This is a genomic window from Chryseobacterium sp. MYb264 (genome assembly GCF_035974275.1).
Taxonomy (GTDB): Bacteria; Bacteroidota; Bacteroidia; order Flavobacteriales; family Weeksellaceae; genus Chryseobacterium.
Genome location: NZ_CP142422.1, coordinates 4,342,912 through 4,366,584 on the forward strand (window position 1 = coordinate 4,342,912; position 23,673 = coordinate 4,366,584).

General features: G+C 30.3%; 22 protein-coding genes and 1 tRNA gene. 19 read left to right on the top strand and 4 right to left on the bottom strand.

Features of this window, described 5'->3' with window-relative positions:
- Positions 1–6: 6 nt before the first annotated feature.
- Together VUJ46_RS18985 and rbfA are read right to left on the bottom strand one after the other, a co-directional pair.
- Positions 7–1,212, bottom strand: coding sequence for an ABC transporter permease (locus VUJ46_RS18985; RefSeq protein WP_326982262.1), 1,206 nt, complete (start codon positions 1,210–1,212; stop codon positions 7–9).
- 3 nt (positions 1,213–1,215) lie between these two features.
- Complete coding sequence (rbfA, locus tag VUJ46_RS18990; protein ID WP_326982263.1) at positions 1,216–1,575, bottom strand: 30S ribosome-binding factor RbfA; 360 nt, start codon at positions 1,573–1,575, stop codon at positions 1,216–1,218.
- 90 nt (positions 1,576–1,665) lie between these two features.
- On the opposite strand from rbfA, the gene mce reads away from it, so the two are divergent.
- From mce to VUJ46_RS19020, 6 genes are all read left to right on the top strand, one after another.
- Positions 1,666–2,064 carry a methylmalonyl-CoA epimerase gene (gene mce / locus VUJ46_RS18995; protein WP_326982264.1) on the top strand — a complete coding sequence of 133 codons (399 nt, stop codon included), beginning with the start codon at positions 1,666–1,668 and terminating at the stop codon, positions 2,062–2,064.
- 62 nt (positions 2,065–2,126) lie between these two features.
- Positions 2,127–2,200 (top strand) — tRNA-Ile (locus VUJ46_RS19000).
- 325 nt (positions 2,201–2,525) lie between these two features.
- The gene (locus tag VUJ46_RS19005; protein WP_062701499.1) at positions 2,526–3,683 is read left to right on the top strand and encodes a site-specific integrase; all 1,158 of its coding nucleotides are present in this window, start codon (positions 2,526–2,528) and stop codon (positions 3,681–3,683) included.
- A 269-nt stretch (positions 3,684–3,952) separates the two neighbouring features.
- Entirely contained in the window at positions 3,953–4,423 is a 471-nt protein-coding gene (locus tag VUJ46_RS19010; RefSeq protein WP_326982265.1) for a hypothetical protein, read from the top strand.
- A gap of 51 nt (positions 4,424–4,474) precedes the next feature.
- Entirely contained in the window at positions 4,475–4,738 is a 264-nt protein-coding gene (locus tag VUJ46_RS19015; protein WP_326982266.1) for a helix-turn-helix domain-containing protein, read from the top strand.
- Between the two features lies 1 nt (position 4,739).
- On the top strand, positions 4,740–5,642 hold the full coding sequence (locus tag VUJ46_RS19020; RefSeq protein WP_326982267.1) for a hypothetical protein: 903 nt from the start codon (positions 4,740–4,742) through the stop codon (positions 5,640–5,642).
- Here VUJ46_RS19020 and VUJ46_RS19025 read toward each other — a convergent pair.
- Positions 5,639–6,979: an IS5 family transposase gene (locus tag VUJ46_RS19025; RefSeq protein ID WP_326981209.1), complete on the bottom strand. Its 1,341-nt coding sequence runs from the start codon at positions 6,977–6,979 to the stop codon at positions 5,639–5,641. The two genes, VUJ46_RS19020 and VUJ46_RS19025, sit on opposite strands and share 4 nt — an antisense overlap.
- A gap of 671 nt (positions 6,980–7,650) precedes the next feature.
- Complete coding sequence (locus tag VUJ46_RS19030) at positions 7,651–8,817, bottom strand: hypothetical protein (RefSeq protein WP_326982268.1); 1,167 nt, start codon at positions 8,815–8,817, stop codon at positions 7,651–7,653.
- Positions 8,818–9,154: 337 nt separating this feature from the next.
- On the opposite strand from VUJ46_RS19030, the gene VUJ46_RS19035 reads away from it, so the two are divergent.
- The 13 genes from VUJ46_RS19035 (at position 9,155) to VUJ46_RS19095 (ending at position 23,654) form a co-directional block, all read left to right on the top strand.
- Positions 9,155–9,469 carry a hypothetical protein gene (locus VUJ46_RS19035; RefSeq protein ID WP_326982269.1) on the top strand — a complete coding sequence of 105 codons (315 nt, stop codon included), beginning with the start codon at positions 9,155–9,157 and terminating at the stop codon, positions 9,467–9,469.
- Positions 9,470–9,755: 286 nt separating this feature from the next.
- A complete protein-coding gene (dndC, locus tag VUJ46_RS19040; protein ID WP_326982270.1) occupies positions 9,756–11,096 on the top strand; it encodes a DNA phosphorothioation system sulfurtransferase DndC in 1,341 nt (446 codons plus the stop codon).
- Positions 11,086–13,203 carry a DNA sulfur modification protein DndD gene (gene dndD, locus VUJ46_RS19045; protein WP_326982271.1) on the top strand — a complete coding sequence of 706 codons (2,118 nt, stop codon included), beginning with the start codon at positions 11,086–11,088 and terminating at the stop codon, positions 13,201–13,203. Before dndC ends, dndD begins: the two co-directional genes overlap by 11 nt.
- A complete protein-coding gene (locus tag VUJ46_RS19050) occupies positions 13,193–14,767 on the top strand; it encodes a DndE family protein (RefSeq protein ID WP_326982272.1) in 1,575 nt (524 codons plus the stop codon). The genes dndD and VUJ46_RS19050 overlap by 11 nt, the downstream gene beginning before the upstream one ends.
- Before the next feature lie 6 nt (positions 14,768–14,773).
- Positions 14,774–15,346, top strand: coding sequence for a hypothetical protein (locus VUJ46_RS19055; RefSeq protein ID WP_326982273.1), 573 nt, complete (start codon positions 14,774–14,776; stop codon positions 15,344–15,346).
- A gap of 21 nt (positions 15,347–15,367) precedes the next feature.
- Complete coding sequence (locus VUJ46_RS19060) at positions 15,368–15,898, top strand: hypothetical protein (RefSeq protein WP_326982274.1); 531 nt, start codon at positions 15,368–15,370, stop codon at positions 15,896–15,898.
- Position 15,899: 1 nt separating this feature from the next.
- Complete coding sequence (locus tag VUJ46_RS19065; protein WP_326982275.1) at positions 15,900–17,138, top strand: DNA sulfur modification protein DndB; 1,239 nt, start codon at positions 15,900–15,902, stop codon at positions 17,136–17,138.
- Positions 17,139–17,477: 339 nt separating this feature from the next.
- On the top strand, positions 17,478–18,818 hold the full coding sequence (locus VUJ46_RS19070; protein ID WP_326981209.1) for an IS5 family transposase: 1,341 nt from the start codon (positions 17,478–17,480) through the stop codon (positions 18,816–18,818).
- 127 nt (positions 18,819–18,945) lie between these two features.
- Positions 18,946–19,851, top strand: coding sequence for a hypothetical protein (locus VUJ46_RS19075; RefSeq protein WP_326982276.1), 906 nt, complete (start codon positions 18,946–18,948; stop codon positions 19,849–19,851).
- Between the two features lie 5 nt (positions 19,852–19,856).
- Complete coding sequence (locus VUJ46_RS19080; protein WP_326982277.1) at positions 19,857–20,606, top strand: DUF4280 and LysM peptidoglycan-binding domain-containing protein; 750 nt, start codon at positions 19,857–19,859, stop codon at positions 20,604–20,606.
- 3 nt (positions 20,607–20,609) lie between these two features.
- Complete coding sequence (locus VUJ46_RS19085; protein ID WP_326982278.1) at positions 20,610–22,265, top strand: hypothetical protein; 1,656 nt, start codon at positions 20,610–20,612, stop codon at positions 22,263–22,265.
- Complete coding sequence (locus VUJ46_RS19090; RefSeq protein WP_326982279.1) at positions 22,262–22,705, top strand: hypothetical protein; 444 nt, start codon at positions 22,262–22,264, stop codon at positions 22,703–22,705. The genes VUJ46_RS19085 and VUJ46_RS19090 overlap by 4 nt, the downstream gene beginning before the upstream one ends.
- Before the next feature lie 118 nt (positions 22,706–22,823).
- A complete protein-coding gene (locus tag VUJ46_RS19095) occupies positions 22,824–23,654 on the top strand; it encodes an IS5 family transposase (RefSeq protein WP_326985088.1) in 831 nt (276 codons plus the stop codon).
- Positions 23,655–23,673 lie beyond the last annotated feature (19 nt).

The following is a 23,673-nucleotide window of genomic DNA, read 5'->3' on the forward strand; positions in this document are numbered from 1 at the left end:
ATGATATTAACTTTTGGTAATATAGTCTTTGCTGATTTTGGAAAAAAACCATGAAATGGCGAAGCCGAAGGCGGAAGCGGTAACCGCAACAATGCAGTAATTTTTGCCTACAATCTTTACGGGGAAGGGTAATGATTCATTGGCTCTGAAAAATTCAGTATACAATTGGAAATAGCACAGAGCTGTTCCCAGGATTAAACCGGTAATGACTCCCAAAGTAACAATTAAAACCCCGGTGTAAAAGTAGGTTCTCCGTAAATGACTTAGCGGAAATCCCAGTGAAATTAAGGATTTTGCCTGTTCTTTTTTGTCAAGCTGTAAAATAATAATAGCCCCGGCCAGATTGAAGGTTGTGATAAAAATAACCAGCGCAAAGATAAGATAGATGAATAGCTTTTCGGTATTAATCATCTTCCAAAAGGCTGCGTTTTCCTCTTCTTTCGTTTTGATTTCAACGTCTTTACCCAATACTGAAAGCAGGTTTTCTTTAACTGAGTCTGTATTTTCTGAGTTTTTTAATTTGATGACAATCTGGTAGGCGGATTGTTTCGGTAGATTCAGTAATTCTTCAGTCAGTTCTACGGGAGCAATGATATAATTGTCCATCTGGTCATTTCCCGGAAAAATACCCGTTACCAAGATATTTTTTTTGTTATAAATATCTTCTTCCTTATTGATAATTCCTGTTCCAGGTTTAGGCATAAACAGGGTAGCGTAATCTCCTGATGAGCCTATGGGTATAGATAGTCTGTTATCCAGTGAATTCTCCATGAATACTTCATTGGAATATTCAAAGTCGGGGTAAGAACCGTAAATGACTTTTTTGTTGATAGGATTGACTTTAATATAAGCCGAATCTACGCCGCGTAAATAGGCGATGTCTCCTTTTCCGTTGTAGTTAATGTATACTTTCTCTTCTATAACTCGGGAAAAAGAGCTGATCTCTTTATTGTTTTTCAGAATGGCGCTAATTCCGGAAAGGTTTTTAAGGGTTTTCCCTGATTTACTTTTGAGGGTCAGATCAGCGTGAAGGTTGGAAATAAGATCTTTGTTTAGATCTTCAAGACCTGAAAAAACAGAGATAATAACGAACATTGCAGCTACAGCAACCGTCATGGCACCCACCGCCAGCCACGTAATAAAGGTCACAGCAGTGCTTCCTTTTTGGGCTAAAAGGTATCTCGACGCAATATAAAATGCAATGTTCTTCAAAATCTATAAAACAGGATTATCGCCTTCGCCTCTCAATTCTTTTTCCAGTTTTTCCACATCATCAAGAGCGGTATCCAGATAGAAATTAAGATTAGGGATTACACGAACCTGTTTTGCCATTTTCTGGCCGATAAAATTTCTGTACTGAGCTTTGTTTTCCTCAATTTCCTTCATCACCGCAGTTCGGAATTCCTGAGGGAATATGCTTAAGTAGATTTTGGCAATACCTAAATCTGCCGTCACCTTCACATCCGAAACCGATACTAAAATACTCTGTTTACTTTCAGCAGCCTGTTTGCGGAAAAGTTCTGCGAAATCTTCCTGTATAATCTGAGCTACTTTTCTTTGTCTGTTACTTTCCATAAGTTGTGCAAATTTAGTATTTTTGTTTGAATTGATACTTTGAAATTTCTACTCTGTATCAAATTTACGATTTAAAATGTATTAAACTTTATGAAATTAGAACATATAGGCATTGCCGTAAAATCTCTGGGTGTTTCTGATGAGCTTTTTGCCCAACTTTTAGGAAAAGAATCCTATAAAAAAGAATCCGTGGAAAGGGAAGGAGTTATCACCTCATTTTATGCAGTCGGAGAAAGTAAAATTGAACTTTTGGAAGCCGGTAGAGAGGAGAGTCCGATCTCAAAATTCATTGATAAAAAGGGCGAAGGCATCCATCATCTGGCTTTTGGCGTTGAAAATATCATTGAGGAAGTGAAAAGACTGAAAAAAGAAGGATTTGAATTTATCTCTGAAGAACCGAAAGAAGGTGCTGATAACAAATTAGTTGTCTTCCTTCATCCCAAATCTACGAACGGTGTACTGGTAGAACTTTGCCAAGAAAAGCAATAAAAAATTTTGTAGTAAAAGAAATTTTGCTATTTTTGCAATCACAAAATTTAACCAAGTTTTGAGGTCCTATAGCTCAGTTGGTTAGAGCACCTGACTCATAATCAGGTGGTCCCTGGTTCGAGCCCAGGTGGGACCACATCGGTGAAGAATAAAATTTCTTCAAAAATTTAAAAGCCCCTTTAATAGGGGCTTTTTTGATTGTTGTAAATGTTTTTAGTTCGTCATATTTGTTCATAGTTCATTAAAAAAAGTTCCCCCTTTTTCGCCCCGAAAAAAAGTTTGCATTTTACGGATTTCCATTATAATTAATGGATGCTTTATTGTTATCTTTAATATTGTATTAAATTAAATATTTAATTAATTGATTTTCAGATATTTAATTTTAATTTTAGCTTATTTTATATTACATTCGCTTAAAATTTCAATGAAATAATTTTTGTAAATCTCAAAAAAGAAAACTCATGAGTGATAAATTTTCCATAAAAGCAGTTTTACGTACGGATAAGATTCTAAAAAACGGCAAACATCCGATTTCGATTCAAATTATTATAAATTCTAACAAGAAAAGAATTTCAATTGGAGAAAGTATTGATTTGAAAGATTGGGATAAAAAGAATGGTTTAGCTATTGGAAAAGGATATAAAGACTTAAATTCAAAATTGATAAATGAAAGAAGTGGGTTAGATAAATATCTTAGAAATGCTAATTTGGCTGGAATTCCACTTACATTCAGATTAGTTGATGATTATTTTAAGAAAACTGATAACAATAATTTCTTTACTGTTTTTGATTTTATTGTTGATCTAAAATCTGAACTTTCAAAAGATACATTGTATAAATATGAAACTCTAAGAAAAAGACTGAAAGGATTTAAGTCAACAATTTTAGTATCTGATGTAGACTTAGCATTTATCACAAAGTTTGATAATTATTTAAAAAAATTAAATATTGGAGAAGGTGGTATTTATAATCATCACAAATGTTTAAAATGTATTATCAACGAAGCTGTTGAGCATAAAAAATTCAATATTGATAATCCTTACAAGAACAAAAAATCGGTGAAAGTCAAATCTCCTAATCATCGTGAGGTATTTCTTGAAGAAGATGAAGTATTAAAAATAAAACAATATCGTCCGACTTCAAAAACATTAAAGGTTGTGAAGGATATGTTTTTATTGTCTTGTTTTACAGGATTAAGGTATTCAGATTTATTTTCTCTTAAAATTTCAGATTTAGATTGGGAAAGAAAAATTATTTCAAAGCAAATGTTGAAAACAAAGCACACTATTGACATTCCTTTAAATAGCCAAATTAGAGGTTTGTTAGTTAGATATATAATAGGCGATAAAAAGCCCGATGATAAAGTCTTTCCTGAAGTCGATAATCAAGTTGGAAATAGATTATTAAAGGAAATTGCTAGAGAGAGTAAGATAACTAAAAACTTAACTTTCCACGTAGGAAGACATACATTCGCTTCGTTTTTGATTAATGATAAAAATGTATCACTTTCTCTTGTTAGTAAACTTTTAGGACATAGGAGAATAGCAAATACGATGGTATATGCTAATTCAAATATTAAAAATTTAAGAAAAGTAATGGATGTTAACCGTTATGGATAATTTCCTAAATTTGTAGAGATAAATTAAGAATATGTAATAATTGACATAAAAATTTTTAACGAAAAGCGTAAGCTGTTTATTGTCTCATCCGAAAACTGGTAATTTTCTTATACACAGACGAAATAAATAGTGAAACGCCCTGCTTTTGCGTGGGGCTTTCCTATTAGTCTGTGTAGGTGTACCAGTACCTCGGTTGATAATACGGTTAGTTCCACGCTTTTTCATTCAACTAAAAGCCGTTTTGGAACTGATGGTATTTTAATTTAACGATGAAAAACTTATTAAAAATTTCACTAATTCTTTGTGCTTCTTCATTGAGTGCTCAATTTTCAAACGCTACAGAATTTATTTCATTTGCTAGAAAAGATTTTCCAACAAAAAAATCCGTTTTATCTCAGAATAGTTGGGAGTTGAAAACTTCTAAAAAGGACTATGCTGGGGAAGTGGCATTATATCAACTAAATATCGAAAAAAGCCGTGTATGGAATGTAGCTTTAAGAAAGGTTAAATCACCAAACTCTGGAAAAACTATCTATGATACAGAATTGAAAGTTCCAAATGATGAGTTTTACATGATGAATGAATGGATGGGACAACTTTTAAAAGAAGGATATGAGTTTGAAGTAAATCAATATCGTGGAGAAAGTATATATAAAGGTAAAGATTGGAGAATCATTGTGACAATGAAAAATAATGGATATGAAGCTCTTACGAAAATTAACGTGTTGGTTGTGAAATAACTTTTGTAGTATTTTAAAATTTCTTACTTTCATATAAATTTGAAAAAATTCATGGAAAGTGATAGGATAAAAGATAATGCTATTCTGCTTAAAAAAATTAGAGCTTTGGAAAAGCGTGTGAAGATTTTGGAGGACTTTTTAGAGGAGAAAACTTTAAAAGAAACATTCACTGTGGACGAAGTTTTAAAAGTCTATGGAATAAGTCGTTCCACTTTCGATAGGTATAGAGATTCAGGGTTAAAAGTTTATCAGCCTAGACGAAATGGAAGAATTATGGTGAAAAAAGTTGATATTGATAAATTTTTAAAGAAATGAAATGGTTGATGTAATTAGATTTTATATTGAAAATGTAGAATTGACTGAAAAAGCTCTGAAGAAATTTGATATATATCCAGTAGGTTACGGTAAAGAAAGAGGGTATTACAAAAAAATGAAGAGAGAAATAGAAAATGATTTGGATAAGCCTAAAGGACGTGAGTTTGATTATTTTTCAATAGTATATGATAAAAAAGAAGATGAGAATATTGGAAAACTTTGGTTTGAGCAAAATATTAGAAGGACTTATTTTGATAGAATCAGAACCGATGAGAGCGATTTAGAAATTGCAATGAGTGATTTGCATTATAATGATTTTGTCAGAGAAATAGAATATTGGGCTAATGAACTTGATATTGATGAAGAAGATTTTTGGAAAGCAAAAATAACGAAGATCGAGTTGGGAGTAACTCTCCATTTTAAAACTCCAATGAATGGTATTATATCTTGTTTTGGAAGTTTAAAAAATTTACCTAGAAAGCATGTTTATGAAAATTCTGGAGTTAAGTTTATAGGAAACAATTATCAAGTCTCAATTTATGATAAGCTAGATAGAGCGTTTCATACGGGAGAAATTTTTGAAAAGCAACCTGCCAAAAGAAGGAATATTTTAAATGTTGGTGCAAAAAAAGTTAAAGCTTACATTCGGTATGAAATAAAAATTACAACTGTTAGTGGCGTCCTCCCTAAAGATTTCGGAGATATTAGTACATTAGATAAATTAAATAAAAGTTGGAATAATCTAAATAATATGCTTTTAAACAAAATTGATGATTTTACCTTTGTTGATATCCTATCTCCAGAAATAGTAAAATATATTATTTACGAACAAATAGGAAATGCAATTGATGGTGTAAAAGGAAAAGACAAAACCCCAATTGAGGAATATTTAGTCGCTCCTTAAAAAGCTGTTTTTTGACTTTGAAAATTATATTTGCCTAAAAAGATTCGGAGAACAAGTTCGAGCCAAAGAAGAATTTGTTGTTTGATTTGATTCAATCTCATCTTCAAATTGTATCCAATCCCTGCTAATAATGCATTATTAATATCTCCAGCCACTCCTTTCAGGAAGTTTAATCCTAAGGAGTGGTTTCTTTTTAAATGAGAGATACAAGGTTCTATGGCTGCTCTTGCCCGGAATCTTAATCTGGCTACTTGTTGCCCATATTTTGTTTTTTCTTTTTTTGCGGGAAGCAAAATTGCTGTTCCTTCCACTTCTTTGATTCCTTTAAATCCTCTGTCTGTAGTGGCTTTCGTAGGTCTTGTTCCGCCAACGGATTTTCTTACCCTCTCACTCTGTGCCAATGATTCTTCAAGAGTTTTACTATCGTGAGGATTGCCAGAAAATCTCTTTACCGAGCTGATGATCCCTGTTTTCCGACCTCTTACTACTGCTACTTTTGTCCCAAACTCGTATGCTTTTCCCGATTTTCCTTTCGCAATACACGCAACTTGTGGCTCGTGAAGACTGTAAATTTTATCTTTCGTGGTACGTTCTTGGGTGAGTGCTTTAAGGTAAATTTTAAAAACGTCTTCGTAGCCTTTCAAAACATCTTTAGGAAGTTTTCTTTCCAATTCCCGAAGAACTCTTTTACCAATCGTCCTGAGCTTTTTCCTCGCCATTTTTGCCTTCTTCTGTCTTCTGGGATGATGTCCAAAAAAAGCGTCCCGCAATAATTGTTTGCTCACTCTTCTGTAGCTTTGTCTTTGTACAACGCTCTCTTTTTCTGCTATTTTTCTACAATTGTCGATTACTTTTTTTGCTAATTTGGCATCGGTAGGAAAGGTAATGTTCTTCTCCTGAACCGTCGTATCTACCTGAACTTCATCTTCTGTTTTGGCTTTGGGATGGAGAGAAACGCTTTGTCCCAAAAGAAATTCCAAACCCTTATCTCCAATTCTTTTTCTGAAGTGTACAAAATTGCTCGGATCGAAAGGCTGCTCTGTCTGGAAAAAGGTTTCTCCGGTAAAATATTGCCAATACGCATTCTCAATCCATCTCTCTATTACACTTTCATCACTTTCTTTAAACATTTCCTTGAGCAAAAGCATTCCTGCTATTTTACGGATAGCAATAGAAGGTCTTCCGTTTTCTGAAAATAATTTCTCAAACTCTGACTCCATTTTATCCCAGGAAATCTCCCCAGCTAATTTTACCACCGGATGCTCCATATTAATAAGCTCCGTAAGCCTGGTCTTGAATAAATTCTGCTGTAAATCCTCTCTTATTTTGCCTAACATTTTGCCACTTTTTATATCCTAAAAATACAATTTATTGCAATTTTTTACAACGATTTTTTACGAAATATAAGTGCATAAAACTGATAATCAAAATATTACTTGGTTTTTAAGGAATGACTATTTACTGTACTTGGGTCTGAAATATCTTGATTTTGAAAACAATGGAGTAATCAATAATGGATTTGATGAATTCAGAAGATACTTGCTTCCTTTTTTAAAGAGAGATAGGCTGAAACGAGAAAAAATTTATAGTGATATGTATATGAAGTTTAGGGTAAAAAGCAGTCCTACTTATGCAGAGAAATTTAAAACTGAATTGGCGAAAAAACTAAAAAGTCTAGTTGCGAAATAATCTCTGTGATCATTCAGTTATATATAACCTATATATTAGACGTAAAAACTACTACCATTAATACAAAAGTTTTATAGGGCTTTAACGAAATTTTTCGTCGAAAATTCGAAGAAAAAATTTAATACAAGAAAAAGCAAGTGAAACCATATACTTGTTTACCTATTTTTGACGTAAATATATAAGAAATGAGTATCGAAGTTTATAAGTAAAAACAAATCCGAGTTTTTATTTTAATTATAATGGTAATCTATATTTTTAAGATATTAATAAAATTGTTTATAGCTTATAGCAAGAATGAAAATTTATAAATATTACCAGTTTAAGAGTGGTTCTGGATTTCTAATTTTAGTTCAGATAGAATTCTTTTAATCATGTTTTTTTTGATTCCTACTTTCTTTTCTAAATCTAAAAGCTCATCTTCAGTTAAATCAAATTTATTAACATTAGACCTGATTTTATCAATGTCATCTTGTGTAATTTTTTCTTTTGTCTTAATAGTCTTGCTTAAGATTTCGATTTGCTGGTTTTTTTGATAAACTTTTAAAATTTTAATGTAGTCACGCACCACTAATTTCGGACCACATAGATTAATTTTTAACTCAGCATCATCTTTTTCTATTTTATTTACAATGTCTCCTAAAAGATGGAAATTTTCTCCAGAAATAAATGAAAAATCAGATTGGAAAATTTTTTCAGATAGTTCATCTAAAATTTTTACTTCAATTGTGCTTATTGTATCATTTTTATTTCCAATTTTAAAAGAATTTGGTGATGCGATAAGTTTATCAACGGAAAAACTCACGAATTTTCCAAAATTGATTATATCAAGCAGCGATTCATAAAAAAAATCTTCAGATAAAACTATAGTTTTATTCTGTGAGTTATAAGTGTGTCTAAAATGCGCATCAGTTTTACCTAGTCTATGAACTAATAAGTGTCTAATATCATGAATATACTGAATTTTGAATGTTGATGTTTTAGAAGAATTAAAATCAATTAAAAATGAATTTCGATAATATTTTGTTATCTCTTTAAAACCTTGATTTTGTAATTTTCTACATTCTTTGTTTACTACTTTTGACCAGATGTTAGAAATAGAATCTGAAGCCAAAAGCTCACCATAACTAAATTCGATTTTTTGCCCTGTATGAAATAAATATTTTTTATGTAAAAAAATTTCTCTTATCAGTTCAATTAAAAGGACTTCTAATGCGGATATAGCCCTAATTAAAGTAATCTCTCTAAGATTTTTTGAAAATCCAGATCTTAATTTGTTAGCCAATTCGTGAGCGTTACCTGCTAAAAAGAATTTGTCTTCTTCAATGCCATTTAAATATATTTTTTGCATTGGTTCTATTTCACCTTCATTTATGCTTTTTTTTATTTGTTTTCCTTGATTCGGAAAACAGTATAACGAAGCATTGTAAAGAGAAATAAGTCTTTTAATTTCTCTGTTAAATTCCAAATATTGTTTTAAACGACTCATGTAATAAATATGTATGAAGATAAAAACTGTTAGCGTATACGAAGCAAATTGACGATGTTTTGAATAAAACTAATCTACAAAAAATAATTGGCGTAAAATAGTTTTTAAAAAATTGTACCTTTAAATGATTACAAATCAATCTTGAAGATAGTCTTTAATAGAAAGGTATAGGTAGAACATCTTTAAAGATGATTTTTAATGAGTTAGTCAGTATGTTTTTAAATCTTTTGGAAATGTTTCAAAAATCAATTCAAAATTATTTTTAATATAAGTTGACTACTAATAAATTTTAATTCATTTTTACTGTTTTAAAATATTTGTAAAAAAAACTTGATCTATGAAAAAATCTGAATTAGAAAATAAGTATACTTTTTTAAATAAACTCCTAGAAGAATTTTACGATGTACAATATGAATATAAAAATGCAAAGTCAAATAGTAAGAAAAATGTTGAGTCTAGATTGAGTACTTTGATAAATAGAGCTGAAAATTATATTGAAAGTGATGATACATTGTATAATATTGTTACCGTAGGAAAAACTGAATATGAAAGAATGATTTCTATTGAGGAATCATTTACTCTTCGGAATTTTTCCCGTGATATGCCTGAGATTTTAAGCAGATTAAAAAACTTTATTGAAAATTTGGAATAGTTACAACAAATGTAACTATTTCAAAACCATAGAATATTACGGGAAGCCATAATGTTTTTTTAGTAATTATCTTAATTTTTGCATTTTTAAAATCTAAGGTTTAATTGAAGATTTATTAATAAGATTATTTTGTATAAACCTATTTTAAAATTTAATCATGATAAGTAATATGTTTGGAACTATTTTAATTATTGAAATAGAAGTTTATAGCTTAATTTAAGTAGAAAAACAGGTTAAAATTTATTTTATAAAGAATAAAAATGTTATTTTGTATTAGTAATTAATTATGAGTAAAATAACACAAAATATTGTTGATGAAATTATCGATCAATATTTATTTGCAGATAAAACTTTTAGACCATGGATAATTGGTTTTAGTGGAGGAAAAGATTCTACTGTGATGCTTCAACTGGTTTGGAAAGCACTAGAGAATATTAAAAAACTCGGAATGGTTACTTCTAGAGAAGTATATATTGTTTGTAATGATACAATGGTAGAAAATCCTGTTATTACAGAATATGTATATAGAGTTTTAGATAAAATTGAACTTGCCGCTAGAGAGCAAGATATGCCTATATATGTTAGAAAGACAATTCCAAGACTTGAAGATTCCTTTTGGGTAAATTTAATAGGTAAAGGTTATCCAGCACCTAATAATGCATTTAGATGGTGTACAGAAAGACTGAAAATAAAGCCAACCTCAAGATTTATCACTGACCAAGTTTCTGAATATGGAGAAGCTATCATTTTGATTGGGACTAGAAAAAGCGAAAGTGCTAATAGGGCTAAGTCAATGAAAAAGCACTCGATCAAAGGAAAGCGTTTAAGTAAACATCCTTTTCAGAATAATACATATATGTATGCCCCAATTCGAGATTTAAGGCTAGAGGAGGTTTGGTACATTATCAATACAATGAATTCTCCTTGGGGAGCTGATAATTCCGAACTATTCCAAATATATTCTGATGCTAGTGCTGATGATTATGAATGCCCAACAGTGGTTACCGATAAAGAACATAAATCTTGTGGGCAAAGCAGGTTTGGATGCTGGGTTTGTACTGTTGTTAAAGAAGATAAGTCAATGACTGCCTTAATTGAGAACGGATTGGATTGGCTAAAACCCCTATTGGATTTTAGAAATGATTTAGCTTTAAAAAGAAATGAATCAATCTATAGGTCGCATTTAAGAAGAAATAATACATTAGCTGTAAATGGGATGGGGTCATATAAGCCTTCTTATAGAGCAGAAATTCTTGAAAGACTATTATTAGCACAAAAAGAGATTCAAAAAATTAAACCCAATGTTGAGCTTATAACTAATCAAGAATTAATTGCGATACAAACAATTTGGTTTAGAGATTCTATATTTAATGTTAAAGTTTCCGATATATATAATAAAATTCTTAAAACTGATTTCGATATGAAAAACCACAATGAGAAAAAAGATAAAGAGCTTGAATTATTAAAGCAAAGCTGTGGTGATAAATCTAAAAATTTTGATTTGATTCAAGAATTGTTAATTCTTCAAAAAAATAAATCTCTGCTGAATAAAAAAAGGGGGTTGAAGGATGATATTGAAACAAGAATTGAAAATTACTTAAAAAAAGATAAAGAAGATGTTCATTAAAGAAATAGAGCTTAATAATTTTAGAATATATAAAGGAACTAATCAAATTAATCTTTCACCCGAAGGCGATAAGAATATTATTGTTGTTAGTGGTAAAAATGGTTTTGGAAAAACGACTTTTCTAATGTCTTTAGTTTGGTGTCTTTACGGACGTCAGATGGAGAAAGTTGATGAACTTTATCAAAAAGAAATTGCTGATAAAGGAGGATATGGAAAATACATCGGAAATAGTCTAAATCGCCTTGCTAAAGCAGAAGGGGATACGAAATTTTCTGTTTCTGTTACATTTCAAGATGTTAAAATTCCAGAAATAACATGTAATGAAATTAAGATTACAAGAAGCTATGATATTGTCACAAGTACAAATGATAAAGTTGAAGTTTTAATTGATGGTTTTCAAAATGAATTAATTCAAGACTTAACCACTGATGGAAAGCAAGATGGTGAAGAAATTTTCATTCGGGACTTTATTTTACCTATAGAGATTGCAAAGTTTTTCTTTTTTGATGCAGAAAAAATTGTATCTCTAGCAGAAATTAACTCTCCAGAGCAGAGAAGGTTATTGAGTAAGGCTTATACAGAAGTACTAGGAATAAAAAAGTATGAAGATTTAAAAGAACAACTAGAAAATATTCAAGATGAATATAGAAAAAAATCTGCGAAACCTGAAGAAAGAATTGCATTCAATCGCATTATAGCTGATATAGACAATAAACAAATTGATATTGATAATATTGAGGAAGAAATTCAAAGGTTAAATCAAGAAAAGGTAGAGAAGCAGAGCGAATCTAACGATATTCAACTAAAGCTGATTCAAGAGGGTAATATGATGACCTTAGAGCAACTGAATGAACTTAAAAATGAAGAAGATATACTTACGGTTAAAATAAATTCTTTACAAAATGAATTGAAAGAGTTATTTGACTTAATACCATTTGCTCTGGCTGGTGAAACATTGATGGATGTTTCTAACCAATTAAAGGCTGAAAAAAATTATAAGAGCAATAAATTTAAGCAAGAAGATGTCGAAACTAAAACGAAAAATATATTAAATGACATTGAACTAGAGAAAAAAAGCTTCTTAGGTTTTATAAATTACGATGTAAGAGATTTTTATGAAAGCCAGATAAAGAATCTTGTTAAAAAATATTTCTATTCCGATGTCCCAGAATTACCAAGTAATTTTATCCATTATCATGACTTTTCTAATTCCGAAACTAATGAATTAAATTCTTTGATAAATAGTCTAAAGCATACTTTTAAAGAGGTTTTTACAAGAATGAATGTAGAATACTCTAAATATAAAAACGAGCTTGACTCTATTAGGAGAAAAGTGCGAGATGCTGAAAAAGATGCAGAAGATGAATACATTGCCAATTTAAGACATGAAAAAGAATTGTTAGACAAAAGAGTTTTTAGTATTGATAAGGATATTTATGATTTTGGAGAAAAAATTGGTGCCTTTAAAAATGAAATTAAAGCTCTAAAGCAAAGACAAGAAGAGCTAAGAAAAAAAATTGATGATTCCCGTTTATATTCTGAAAAGGATAAAAAAACGCAGGAATTAATTGCAAATTTGAAAGACTTTGTTAAGCAATTTAAGGTTACTACAAAAGAAAAACTTGAAGAGAATATTTTATCTGAGCTTAATATTTTAATGCATAAGAAAGGCTTTATAAAGAAGGTTATTGTCGATATTAATCAAGCTGGAGACGATGTTGACATTAATTTATTTAATGTGAGAAATGAGAAAATAGATAAAGGCTCATTATCGATGGGAGAACGACAAATGTATGCGTCTTCATTATTGAAAGCTCTTGTTGACGAGTCTGATATAGATTTCCCTGTATTTATTGATTCCCCAATGCAGAAATTTGATAAAGATCACGCAGAAAATGTTATAAAAGAATTTTACCCTAATGTCTCCAAACAAGTTGTATTATTTCCATTAATTCATAAAGAATTGACTGAATCTGAATTTAATCTATTAGAACCTAAAATAAGTAAAGCTTTTATTATTCAGAATGTAAGTACCGATTCTTCGGAATTTAAAGAGATAGAACCTGCAAACTTAATTAAAACATACGACGAGCTATATGCAAATTAACATTAGAACATCCGAAGAAAATCAAGAAATAGTAAGAAAGCTTACATCTAAATTGCCAGTTGGAACTAAAGAAAATGTTATTGCAAGAATAGCTCTTGGGTATTCTTTACAGCTTGGTAAAAGATTTAATTCTAGTGAGTTTAATATATATGATTCTAAAGGAAAAGAATATAAAGACCATATTTTATTTGATGCTAGGTTTAGAGATTTTTATATAGCTTTAATTAGCCAACATTATGGGATTTATAAAACGGATGACAATATTCCTAAATATATCAAGTTACATATCGACCACGGTTTAGAAATGCTTGATAATCTATTTGGAAATTCCAATAATTACACTTTTTTTGATTTCTTAGTTGAACATTTAGAAAAGGGAATTTCGATGCTACATACAACGGAAGTTAGTTTTGATTCTGTTAAAAATAATAGTCAAAAAATTGAAAAGTCTTATTTTCAGGAAGCTATCAAAGTTGAACTCGGGGAATCCTTAAATACAAAAGAAAAGGTAGAATTAAATTTTAATAATACGAAGTTTTATAATAATAATCATATAGCGGTCGCTGGCAGTTCAGGAACTGGGAAAACTCAATTTGCATTATATTTACTAAGTGAAATATCTGAACTATCAAATCATCACGTTAATTTTATTTATCTAGACTTTAAAGGATTAAAGGACGATGATGTCCAGCAATTAAAACCTTTCTTTGAGGGGACTAATGCTAAATTTATTGATGCTCCTAATACTAAATTCCCAATAAATCCTTTATCATTTATTGACTCTATAAATAGTGTTAATAAAAATATGGGTATTGATAAATTTGTAGATATTATATGTAAATATTCTAATATAGGAATCAAACAAAGAGGAATTTTAAGAGAAGCAACTATTGAAGCTTTTGAAGGCAAAAAAACAGGCGAGTATCCAAATTTTGATGAAATTAATAATAGACTGTTAGATATTGTTGGGGATAAAAGAGACACTTTGACTGAAATAATCGATGATTTGAGTCGATATGAAATATTTCAAGAAGATAAAAAAATTAAAAATTTTCTTAATGAAAATATCTATTTGTCTTTATCAGGAGACTTGTCGAACTCAGTGAGATTTACTTCTCTTTTTCTAATTATTAATTACATATACAATATCTTTATGAATATGGAAAATACTCCAGTTGAAAATAATAATAGAGCAATGAGGTATGTTTTACTAATTGATGAAGCCCATGTTATTTTTAAAGAAAAAAAATATCAAGACATTTTAGAGAAAATTCTTAGAGAAATACGTTCTAAAGGTGTTTCCGTTATATTGCTTTCACAAGGAATAGAAGAATTTAATCAACCTAGTTTTGATTTTTCTTCAATGTGTGAGATTTCTTTTCTACTAGATATTAAAGATAAAAGCAATACCAAATCAATTAATAAATTTTTAGGTTTAAGTGAAAAAGACGGAATTAAGGTTTCGAGAAGCTTAGAAAAAATCCAAAAAGGTGAGGCAATCTCTAATATAAAAGAATTTCCTAAAGGAGAGTTATTTAAGATTAATCAATTTTATAATAAATAGTTAAATATGAAAAATGATAATGTATTTACACCTAGGCAAATAATGCAAATATTAATTCCTGGAATTTATTTTGCTAGTTTTTTATCATTAATTTTAGCTCCTTTCCTTAAGGAAAATTTTTCATATACAACAAAAGAGGATTTAATCTTTATTTCATTATTCTCTATTTTGTTTGGCTTATTATTCTATCTAATTGATTTGCCAAAAATATTATTACATCCAATTTTTCCAACTACTGTTATAAAAAATAAGCTTAATATTTCTGATCATAATATTTATTTTAAATTCTATGATGACGAATTGAAAAGTACTTTTCATAATTTAACCGAACGATATACTTCCATATTTCATTTAGGAATAAATTTATCATTTGCGAGTGTTATATTAGTACTAGTATATTATATCTCAGCTTACTATGATGAGGTGATTTATGTTAATTCTATTATAAAAGTTATTTACTTAGTTTTCGTGTTAAGTATTATTAATTCGTTGTTAGTAATCTTTGGGAAAAATAAAATTAAGTATGTTTTTAATAGACAGGTCAGTAAATTTGTTGAATGGAAAAATAATCAACCATAATAAATTATATAAAGTTTTTGAATGGCTACATATTTATCGAGAGAAGAAATCGCTTCACTTTATATAGAAGATAATTTTTCATTTAAAGTTTGCCATTTTCCCGAATATTGGGAGGATATTGATAGAGGGATTTTTGCAAAATTGCCTGCACCTACAATGCTAAATTTTAACCAAAATATAAGAAGAAATATGGAAGGTGCTGGAATTAAAAATTCGGCAGGAATCTACATGTTTTTTCTTGAACCTGCATTTAATTTTATGCCCGAAGTTAGACATTTATTATATGTTGGTCGGGTTATTACTGGTGATTCAGATCATTCTTTTTTTAAAAGATTTTATAGTTATGTAAAAGCTATTGGTGATGACACAAGGAAAAAAAATTTAGTTAAACTAACAAATTTATGGCCTACTTATACCAAAGTTTATTTTTATCCATTAACAATTCCAGATACGGAAATAATGGAGATTGAGGATATAATAATAAGTAAAGTAATACCCCCTTTAAATAATCAATTTAAAGGTAGATCTCGAAACTCAAGACAATTATATTAATATGGTACATTTAGCATGTTTAAGAGGAAATATCGGTTATTGGACTTACTACTCAACGGTAATGAAGATTAAAGATATAGTAAAAGATAAAAGAATAATTACTGTCGCCGAATCGGATGAGTTATATACTAAAAGTATAAATAAAATTCTTCAAAGAGAAGTAAATCCTAATAGAATTAAGGATATCAAGGATTATATCTTAAATAATAATGAAAGATTTTTTAATAGTTTAATCGTTGCCATTCATAAGGGGCATCCAATCTGGACTGATATTGACTTAGCAAAAAGATTTGAGATAGATGGTGATCTTATAGATGAAAATGATTTGAATTTTATTGAAAGTAAATTTGGTATATTAACATTAAATGGAGATGAAGAAATTTTTGCTCTAGATGGACAACACCGTTTAAAGGGTATAATAAGAGGTTATGAAACAAATAAAGAAATTGGAGAAAAAGAAGTGTCAGTAATTTATGTTTTACATGATCATACTAAACTTGACAAAACTAGAAGATTATTCACAGTACTAAATAAGTATGCAGAAAAGCCGAAGGGAGCAGAATTAATTATTATTGATGAAGACGATGCAGCAGCAATAAACGCAAGAAGATTAGTAAATGAGCACAATATTCTAAAAAAACAAGGAGTCTTATCTGATTCTAAATCAGGAAATCTTGCAACTACAGATAAAACATCATTAACGACTTTGGTAACTATATACAATATTAATAAAATATTGTATGATAAGAATAAAAATTTCTATGTTAAAAGACCTAATGATCAAACGTTAAATACATTGTATAATATTTCCAAAGAATTCTGGGATATTTATTTTGAAGTGTTTCCCGAGATTGTATTATTCGCAGATGGAAACTTGGAAGTTGAGATCAATGATAAATTGATTGTACGTAATGATGATACTGGAGGTAGTCTTTTATTAAGACCTGTAGGACAAGAATTAATAGCGAAAGCATATAAAAAATTTGAAGCTACTGAAATCGATGATTTTAAAAATAAAATTAGAATAATCGATTTTGATCTAAGTTCAGTTAATTGGAAATATATTTTCTGGAATGGTAAAATGCTTGGAAAGGAAGCTTCTTTGAAGAATAATTTAATATATTATTTATTGGGTAAGTATGACAGCTCAGCATGGATTACAACTAATATGAGAAGGATTTACGGAGCGATTAATTCGCAATATGATGAAAATTCTATAAGACCCGTGGAAATTATTTAATTTGTTATTTATAATAAATAGTTTTTGCTTCAATACTAATTGAAAATTTCCCCTATTTTTCTCCCTTTAAACTATATAGACTAATAAAATCCCCATAAACATTGGGGAAAATAAGGTTTAGTTCGGGTTCAGGTGGGACCACTTTAAAGCACTCTTTTTTGAGTGCTTTTTTTATACTAAATTTTCCACAAAAATGTAAAAACCAAATTTTACATTAATTAGTCATTCCTTAAAAACCAAGTAATATTTTGATTATCAGTTTTATGCACTTATATTTCGTAAAAAATCGTTGTAAAAAATTGCAATAAATTGTATTTTTAGGATATAAAAAGTGGCAAAATGTTAGGCAAAATAAGAGAGGATTTACAGCAGAATTTATTCAAGACCAGGCTTACGGAGCTTATTAATATGGAGCATCCGGTGGTAAAATTAGCTGGGGAGATTTCCTGGGATAAAATGGAGTCAGAGTTTGAGAAATTATTTTCAGAAAACGGAAGACCTTCTATTGCTATCCGTAAAATAGCAGGAATGCTTTTGCTCAAGGAAATGTTTAAAGAAAGTGATGAAAGTGTAATAGAGAGATGGATTGAGAATGCGTATTGGCAATATTTTACCGGAGAAACCTTTTTCCAGACAGAGCAGCCTTTCGATCCGAGCAATTTTGTACACTTCAGAAAAAGAATTGGAGATAAGGGTTTGGAATTTCTTTTGGGACAAAGCGTTTCTCTCCATCCCAAAGCCAAAACAGAAGATGAAGTTCAGGTAGATACGACGGTTCAGGAGAAGAACATTACCTTTCCTACCGATGCCAAATTAGCAAAAAAAGTAATCGACAATTGTAGAAAAATAGCAGAAAAAGAGAGCGTTGTACAAAGACAAAGCTACAGAAGAGTGAGCAAACAATTATTGCGGGACGCTTTTTTTGGACATCATCCCAGAAGACAGAAGAAGGCAAAAATGGCGAGGAAAAAGCTCAGGACGATTGGTAAAAGAGTTCTTCGGGAATTGGAAAGAAAACTTCCTAAAGATGTTTTGAAAGGCTACGAAGACGTTTTTAAAATTTACCTTAAAGCACTCACCCAAGAACGTACCACGAAAGATAAAATTTACAGTCTTCACGAGCCACAAGTTGCGTGTATTGCGAAAGGAAAATCGGGAAAAGCATACGAGTTTGGGACAAAAGTAGCAGTAGTAAGAGGTCGGAAAACAGGGATCATCAGCTCGGTAAAGAGATTTTCTGGCAATCCTCACGATAGTAAAACTCTTGAAGAATCATTGGCACAGAGTGAGAGGGTAAGAAAATCCGTTGGCGGAACAAGACCTACGAAAGCCACTACAGACAGAGGATTTAAAGGAATCAAAGAAGTGGAAGGAACAGCAATTTTGCTTCCCGCAAAAAAAGAAAAAACAAAATATGGGCAACAAGTAGCCAGATTAAGATTCCGGGCAAGAGCAGCCATAGAACCTTGTATCTCTCATTTAAAAAGAAACCACTCCTTAGGATTAAACTTCCTGAAAGGAGTGGCTGGAGATATTAATAATGCATTATTAGCAGGGATTGGATACAATTTGAAGATGAGATTGAATCAAATCAAACAACAAATTCTTCTTTGGCTCGAACTTGTTCTCCGAATCTTTTTAGGCAAATATAATTTTCAAAGTCAAAAAACAGCTTTTTAAGGAGCGACTAATTATTTTTTTATCAAATCGGGGGTAACTTATTGAAAAAAAATAATTTAAAACTATATCATTTAGTAGAAAATTTCAAGAAATATTTTTACATTTGTATCAACGCAAACACATTTATATGATGAAAACAATTGTTCCTGAGCATTTGTATCTGCCTTCGATGATTCTTGAGGAAAGGCAGTATCATTACAGTTTTACTAAAAAGAGCTTTAGCCAAGAAAAAGTTTTGTCATTTGATTTTACGTTTATTCATAACAGGCAGACTAACGAAGAACCTAAAAGACTTGTTGTAAAAATTAATCGAAGTAATCTTTTGATAAATAACGAAAAACCTGACGGAACGCTTATCAGTGAACTTTTATATCATTCCTCACAGGCTTTATTTCCTTTGAGATTATCACTCAATTCTTATGGTTACCCTAAAAATATATGTAATCATGCTGATATCGTTGAAAGATGGAAAAGCTTTATACCAAGATTCAAACCATATTATGAAGGTGAAAAAGTGATAAAACTACTGAATCGTATTGGGAAAATATATAGAAATGCCGATTATTTGTTAGATAGTCTAAGAAAAGATGTCTTCTTTTCTGTTTATTTCTTTCCAATTTACGGAGATTATAGATTAGGTAGGGTTACGGGTATTGATAATTATGAATTTTCTTTTAATTCCGGGCAAAAGGTCAAATACACTTTGGATTTGGAAGTTTTAAATGAATTTACCGAGAATGATAAAATCAAACTTATGGTTAAAGGCAAATCTGATGTAAAAGAAAATGATACCGTTTCAGGATATTTTTTAATGAATAAAGACCGAACGATTCATGAAATAAAAATGGATTTCTTCTTCGTTGATTATAATGAAGAAGTTAACATTCAGATTTTTGAAACGAAAGAAATTGCGGAAAGAAAATCGGCTTTTAATGTCGTGTATGATGAAAAAGAAGAAAGAGAAAAGCTAATGAAGTCAAGAGGGTTTTTCATAGAAGAAATTGAAAGTGATGATCTACCAGAACACAAATAACAATTATGAAAAAAGGATTTATTTACATTGTAAAAAAAGGGGAGACCTTAGAAAGTATTGCCGACGATTACGGGATTTCTGTGTATCAGTTAAGAAAATTCCACAACATTTGGTGTGAAGATATTAATGACGGAATTGCTTACAAAGTTTGGGAAGGAAAAAAACTGACGGTAGAAAGGGAAATGCCTTCTCAAAATGAAATTGATGCCAGAAAAGAGGAAGAATATCAGCAGGAAAAAGAGAAAAAAGAAGAACAAAGGCAGAAAGAAGAGGAAGTTCAGCGCACCGAGCATGAAAATAAATTTTATGTTGTTGATGGTGCAAAATGTGCCTGCGATAAAGGCACTGTTCCTGCTACTTTAAAGGTTACTTCTCATTCAAAAACTATTTTCAGCAGTCGTAATAATGATGAAAAATTTGTGGGAACTTTAGAAGATGTTCAGTTCAAAGAAGGAAATAGCTGTTTTGGAAGTTGTACCGCTAAAAATAACAATCCCTGCGCTTTTGTTCCTACCGGAAAATGGCGAAAACCTTATGAAAAAATGAAAATAATGGACAAACAAGCTCTTCTTGAAATATCTTATTTAATGTGTTCGGTGGGTGGAAAAATTACTGTACAGCATCACGGACAAAGCGTGATCATGGGAAACAATAATGTACAGAAAGCAGATGCGGAACTTATGAATCAAGTGATGGTGGGAGTAGATTTTGAAGAGTTTCAGGGCGAATATGACGAAAACCAATATTACCTGTGAACTATGGGAAATATATTAAGAGGAATAGATGGAGAACGTTTTCCTTTGATTGGAAAACAAGCTCAGAAATATTCGGTGACTTTTGATGAGTCGGTAGATATTGGAACGATAAATGATGATGAAATTCTATGGCAGATATACGCTGCTAATGAATATGATAAATATGAGAAAGTGCCGTTTTCGGGACAGAAAAAAGGCAAATTGACAACCTATACGTTTTTGCAAAAATTATTAAATAAAAATCTACAACTCCAAGCGACATACAAAAATGAAACTGTAGAACTGCATATTACTCCGCAAGCCAACGGAGAGATAAAAATAATTGATGTATTTTTTATGGATGTAGAATATAAGATACGTGAAAAAGACAATCTGAAATATATGAATAGTGTGAATCTTCAAATTTACACGTTGAATATGCTGGGTAAATATGTAGATTTTAAAATTTTTGGTACTTTAAATGGCATAGAAAAAGAGCTTTATAAAAGTGACCAACCGCTGAAAATTGAACAGAAAAACGGAATTATAAAAACTAAAAAGTCTATTTTGCTAAGTCCCGCTATGTATATACAGACTCAGCAAGATCTATCTGCGAGCGTGCATTCTTACAGGATAAAAGTCTGGGAAACGGATAATGAAAGCAATTTTTATGAAGAAGGCCTCACTGTAAAAAACGAAATGGGAAAAATGGAAGTTCCGCAGGATTCTCAAACGCCGGTGAAGACGGGGACTTCGGAACCTGTGAAGAACAAGGAAGAGAAAAAATATACCTGTGGAATTGAGTATAGAAATAGTATAACATGTGTTAAATATGGCTCTAAAAATCCAATTTATGGACCACTATATTATGGTTCAATAAAATTGGGATTTTATAAAAACTGGGAAAATATTATTTCAGAAGGTAAAGTAGATCAAGAACAGAAAGAAATTATTTTAGCCATGTCAGAAAATGAGGGTAACATGGATGCTGTTCAATCTTATGATAGTGAAATTCTAACAGCTGGAGCAATGCAAAAAACTATAAATCCTGATGGCTATGGAGAATTGTCAATCCAATTATGGGAATTTAAGCAAGAGTATCCAGAAAAATTTAAAATGTTATTTGAAAACTGTGGTTGGAGTGTCAAAGAGATTGAAATTAAAGATCACTCAAAGACAATTAAAAAATATCAATCATTCTATAATGAAAAAACGGGAAAAGAATTAAAGTCTTTAATTAGAAAAGGATTTGAAGAAAAAAAATACAAACAAAAAGTAATTTGTATACCTGTAGAACCTTTTATTAATGCTTGTAAAGATGAAGATTTTCAGGCAAAGCAAATAATTGATTTTATAAAAAGATTAAATAATGCTATAAATAAAACGCCTAATGGATATTCTAGTAAGATAAAAGATTTTGTAAAATCAAAGCTTGGAAAAGCAACAGTATTAGATCATGATGTAAACAGACCGGGTCACGTTTCTAATTGTTTTGGAGAAGCACTTAATAAATTTTTTGCTGAGCATAATAAATTATCACGAAATCCCGCAGACTGGGGAGAAAATCATCATATCTATGAAAAAGAAATTTTAAAAATATATGGTCCTTTAAGAGGGCAAGGTAAATATACTATGACAGATGCAAATGCACGATATATAAAATTAAAATCAAGATTATGAAAAAAATAATAATTCTAACAATTTTACTATTAATAAATTGTTACTCCTCTCAATCAAAAAGAATATTAAATGTTCTGCCAATTACTAAAAACAACAAGCTTGGTTTTTATTCTTATGATAAAGAATTTAAAATGTACCAAGAGCCTGTGATTTTAAATAAAGGAAAGAAATATAAAATTAAGGGATATGATGTTGATAATTATTCAGAAGGAAAAATTTTAAGCTTATCGCCAAATAAAAAGTATATTGTATTAGATAATGTTATAAAAGGTTATGTCGATGATGGTATTAATAAAACATTGTATGAAAATTATTTATGTGTCATAATTGATATTAATAAAACACAAGTTGTTATGGAAATGCAAGAGAAATGTGGAGGGAATTGGAATAAAAAAAATCAATGGATTTATGGCGACAAAGTAGAGTTTAATGGTAAATAAATTTATGAATATAAAATTATTTTTTAAATACATATGATGAAGTCATTTAAACTTTTAATATAAAAAACGGCTTGTTTATTTTTGTGTTGCGAAACATAAAAAACAAATCAAGCCGATGATGTACCAAGTACTAGACAAAGATATAATAGAAAATGAAATAGTACCTAATCTTCCTAAGCCAAAACGAGGATTTTTTCCCAAAGCCCCTCTTGCTGAAATAGTAAATTGCATATTATACAAACTGAAAACAGGGGTTCAATGGGCTTATTTACCTGTAAAAAGTCTTTTTGCAGAGAATGTTTTGACCTATCAAAGTGTTTTCTATCATTTTCGTAAATGGTGTGTAAAAAATATTTGGCAAGATTGCTGGATAAAGCTATTATCAAAAAATAAATCGAAATTAGATTTATCCAGTGCAGATTTAGACGGGAGTCATACATCAGCATTACGGGGAGGAGAAGAGGTCGCTTATCAAGGGCGTAAAAAGAGAAAGACCACTACTTCGCTTTATTTTACAGATAGACAGGGACTTCCTTTAGCAATGTCAGACCCTATTGCAGGAAATCATAATGATCTGTATCATATTGAAATCTATTTTGATCAGATCACTCAAACATTAGAAAAGGCAGATATTGCTGTAAAGGGATTATTTATGAATGCTGATGCAGGGTTTGATGCTCAAAACTTCAGAAAGCATTGTGAAAATAAAGATATCATGGCAAATATTGCTTTCAATAAGCGTAATGGCTCAGACACAGACGAGATTTATTTTGATGAGCTTTTATACCATCAAAGATATACTATAGAAAGAACAAATGCTTGGTTAGACAGCTTTAGATCATTGCTCAATAGGTTTGATACTACTGTATCTAGTTGGAAATCTTTTAATTATTTAGCATTTATGGTCATTGCACTAAGAAAGTTTTATAACACAAAAAAGTTTAAATGACTTCACAATTAAAATATTT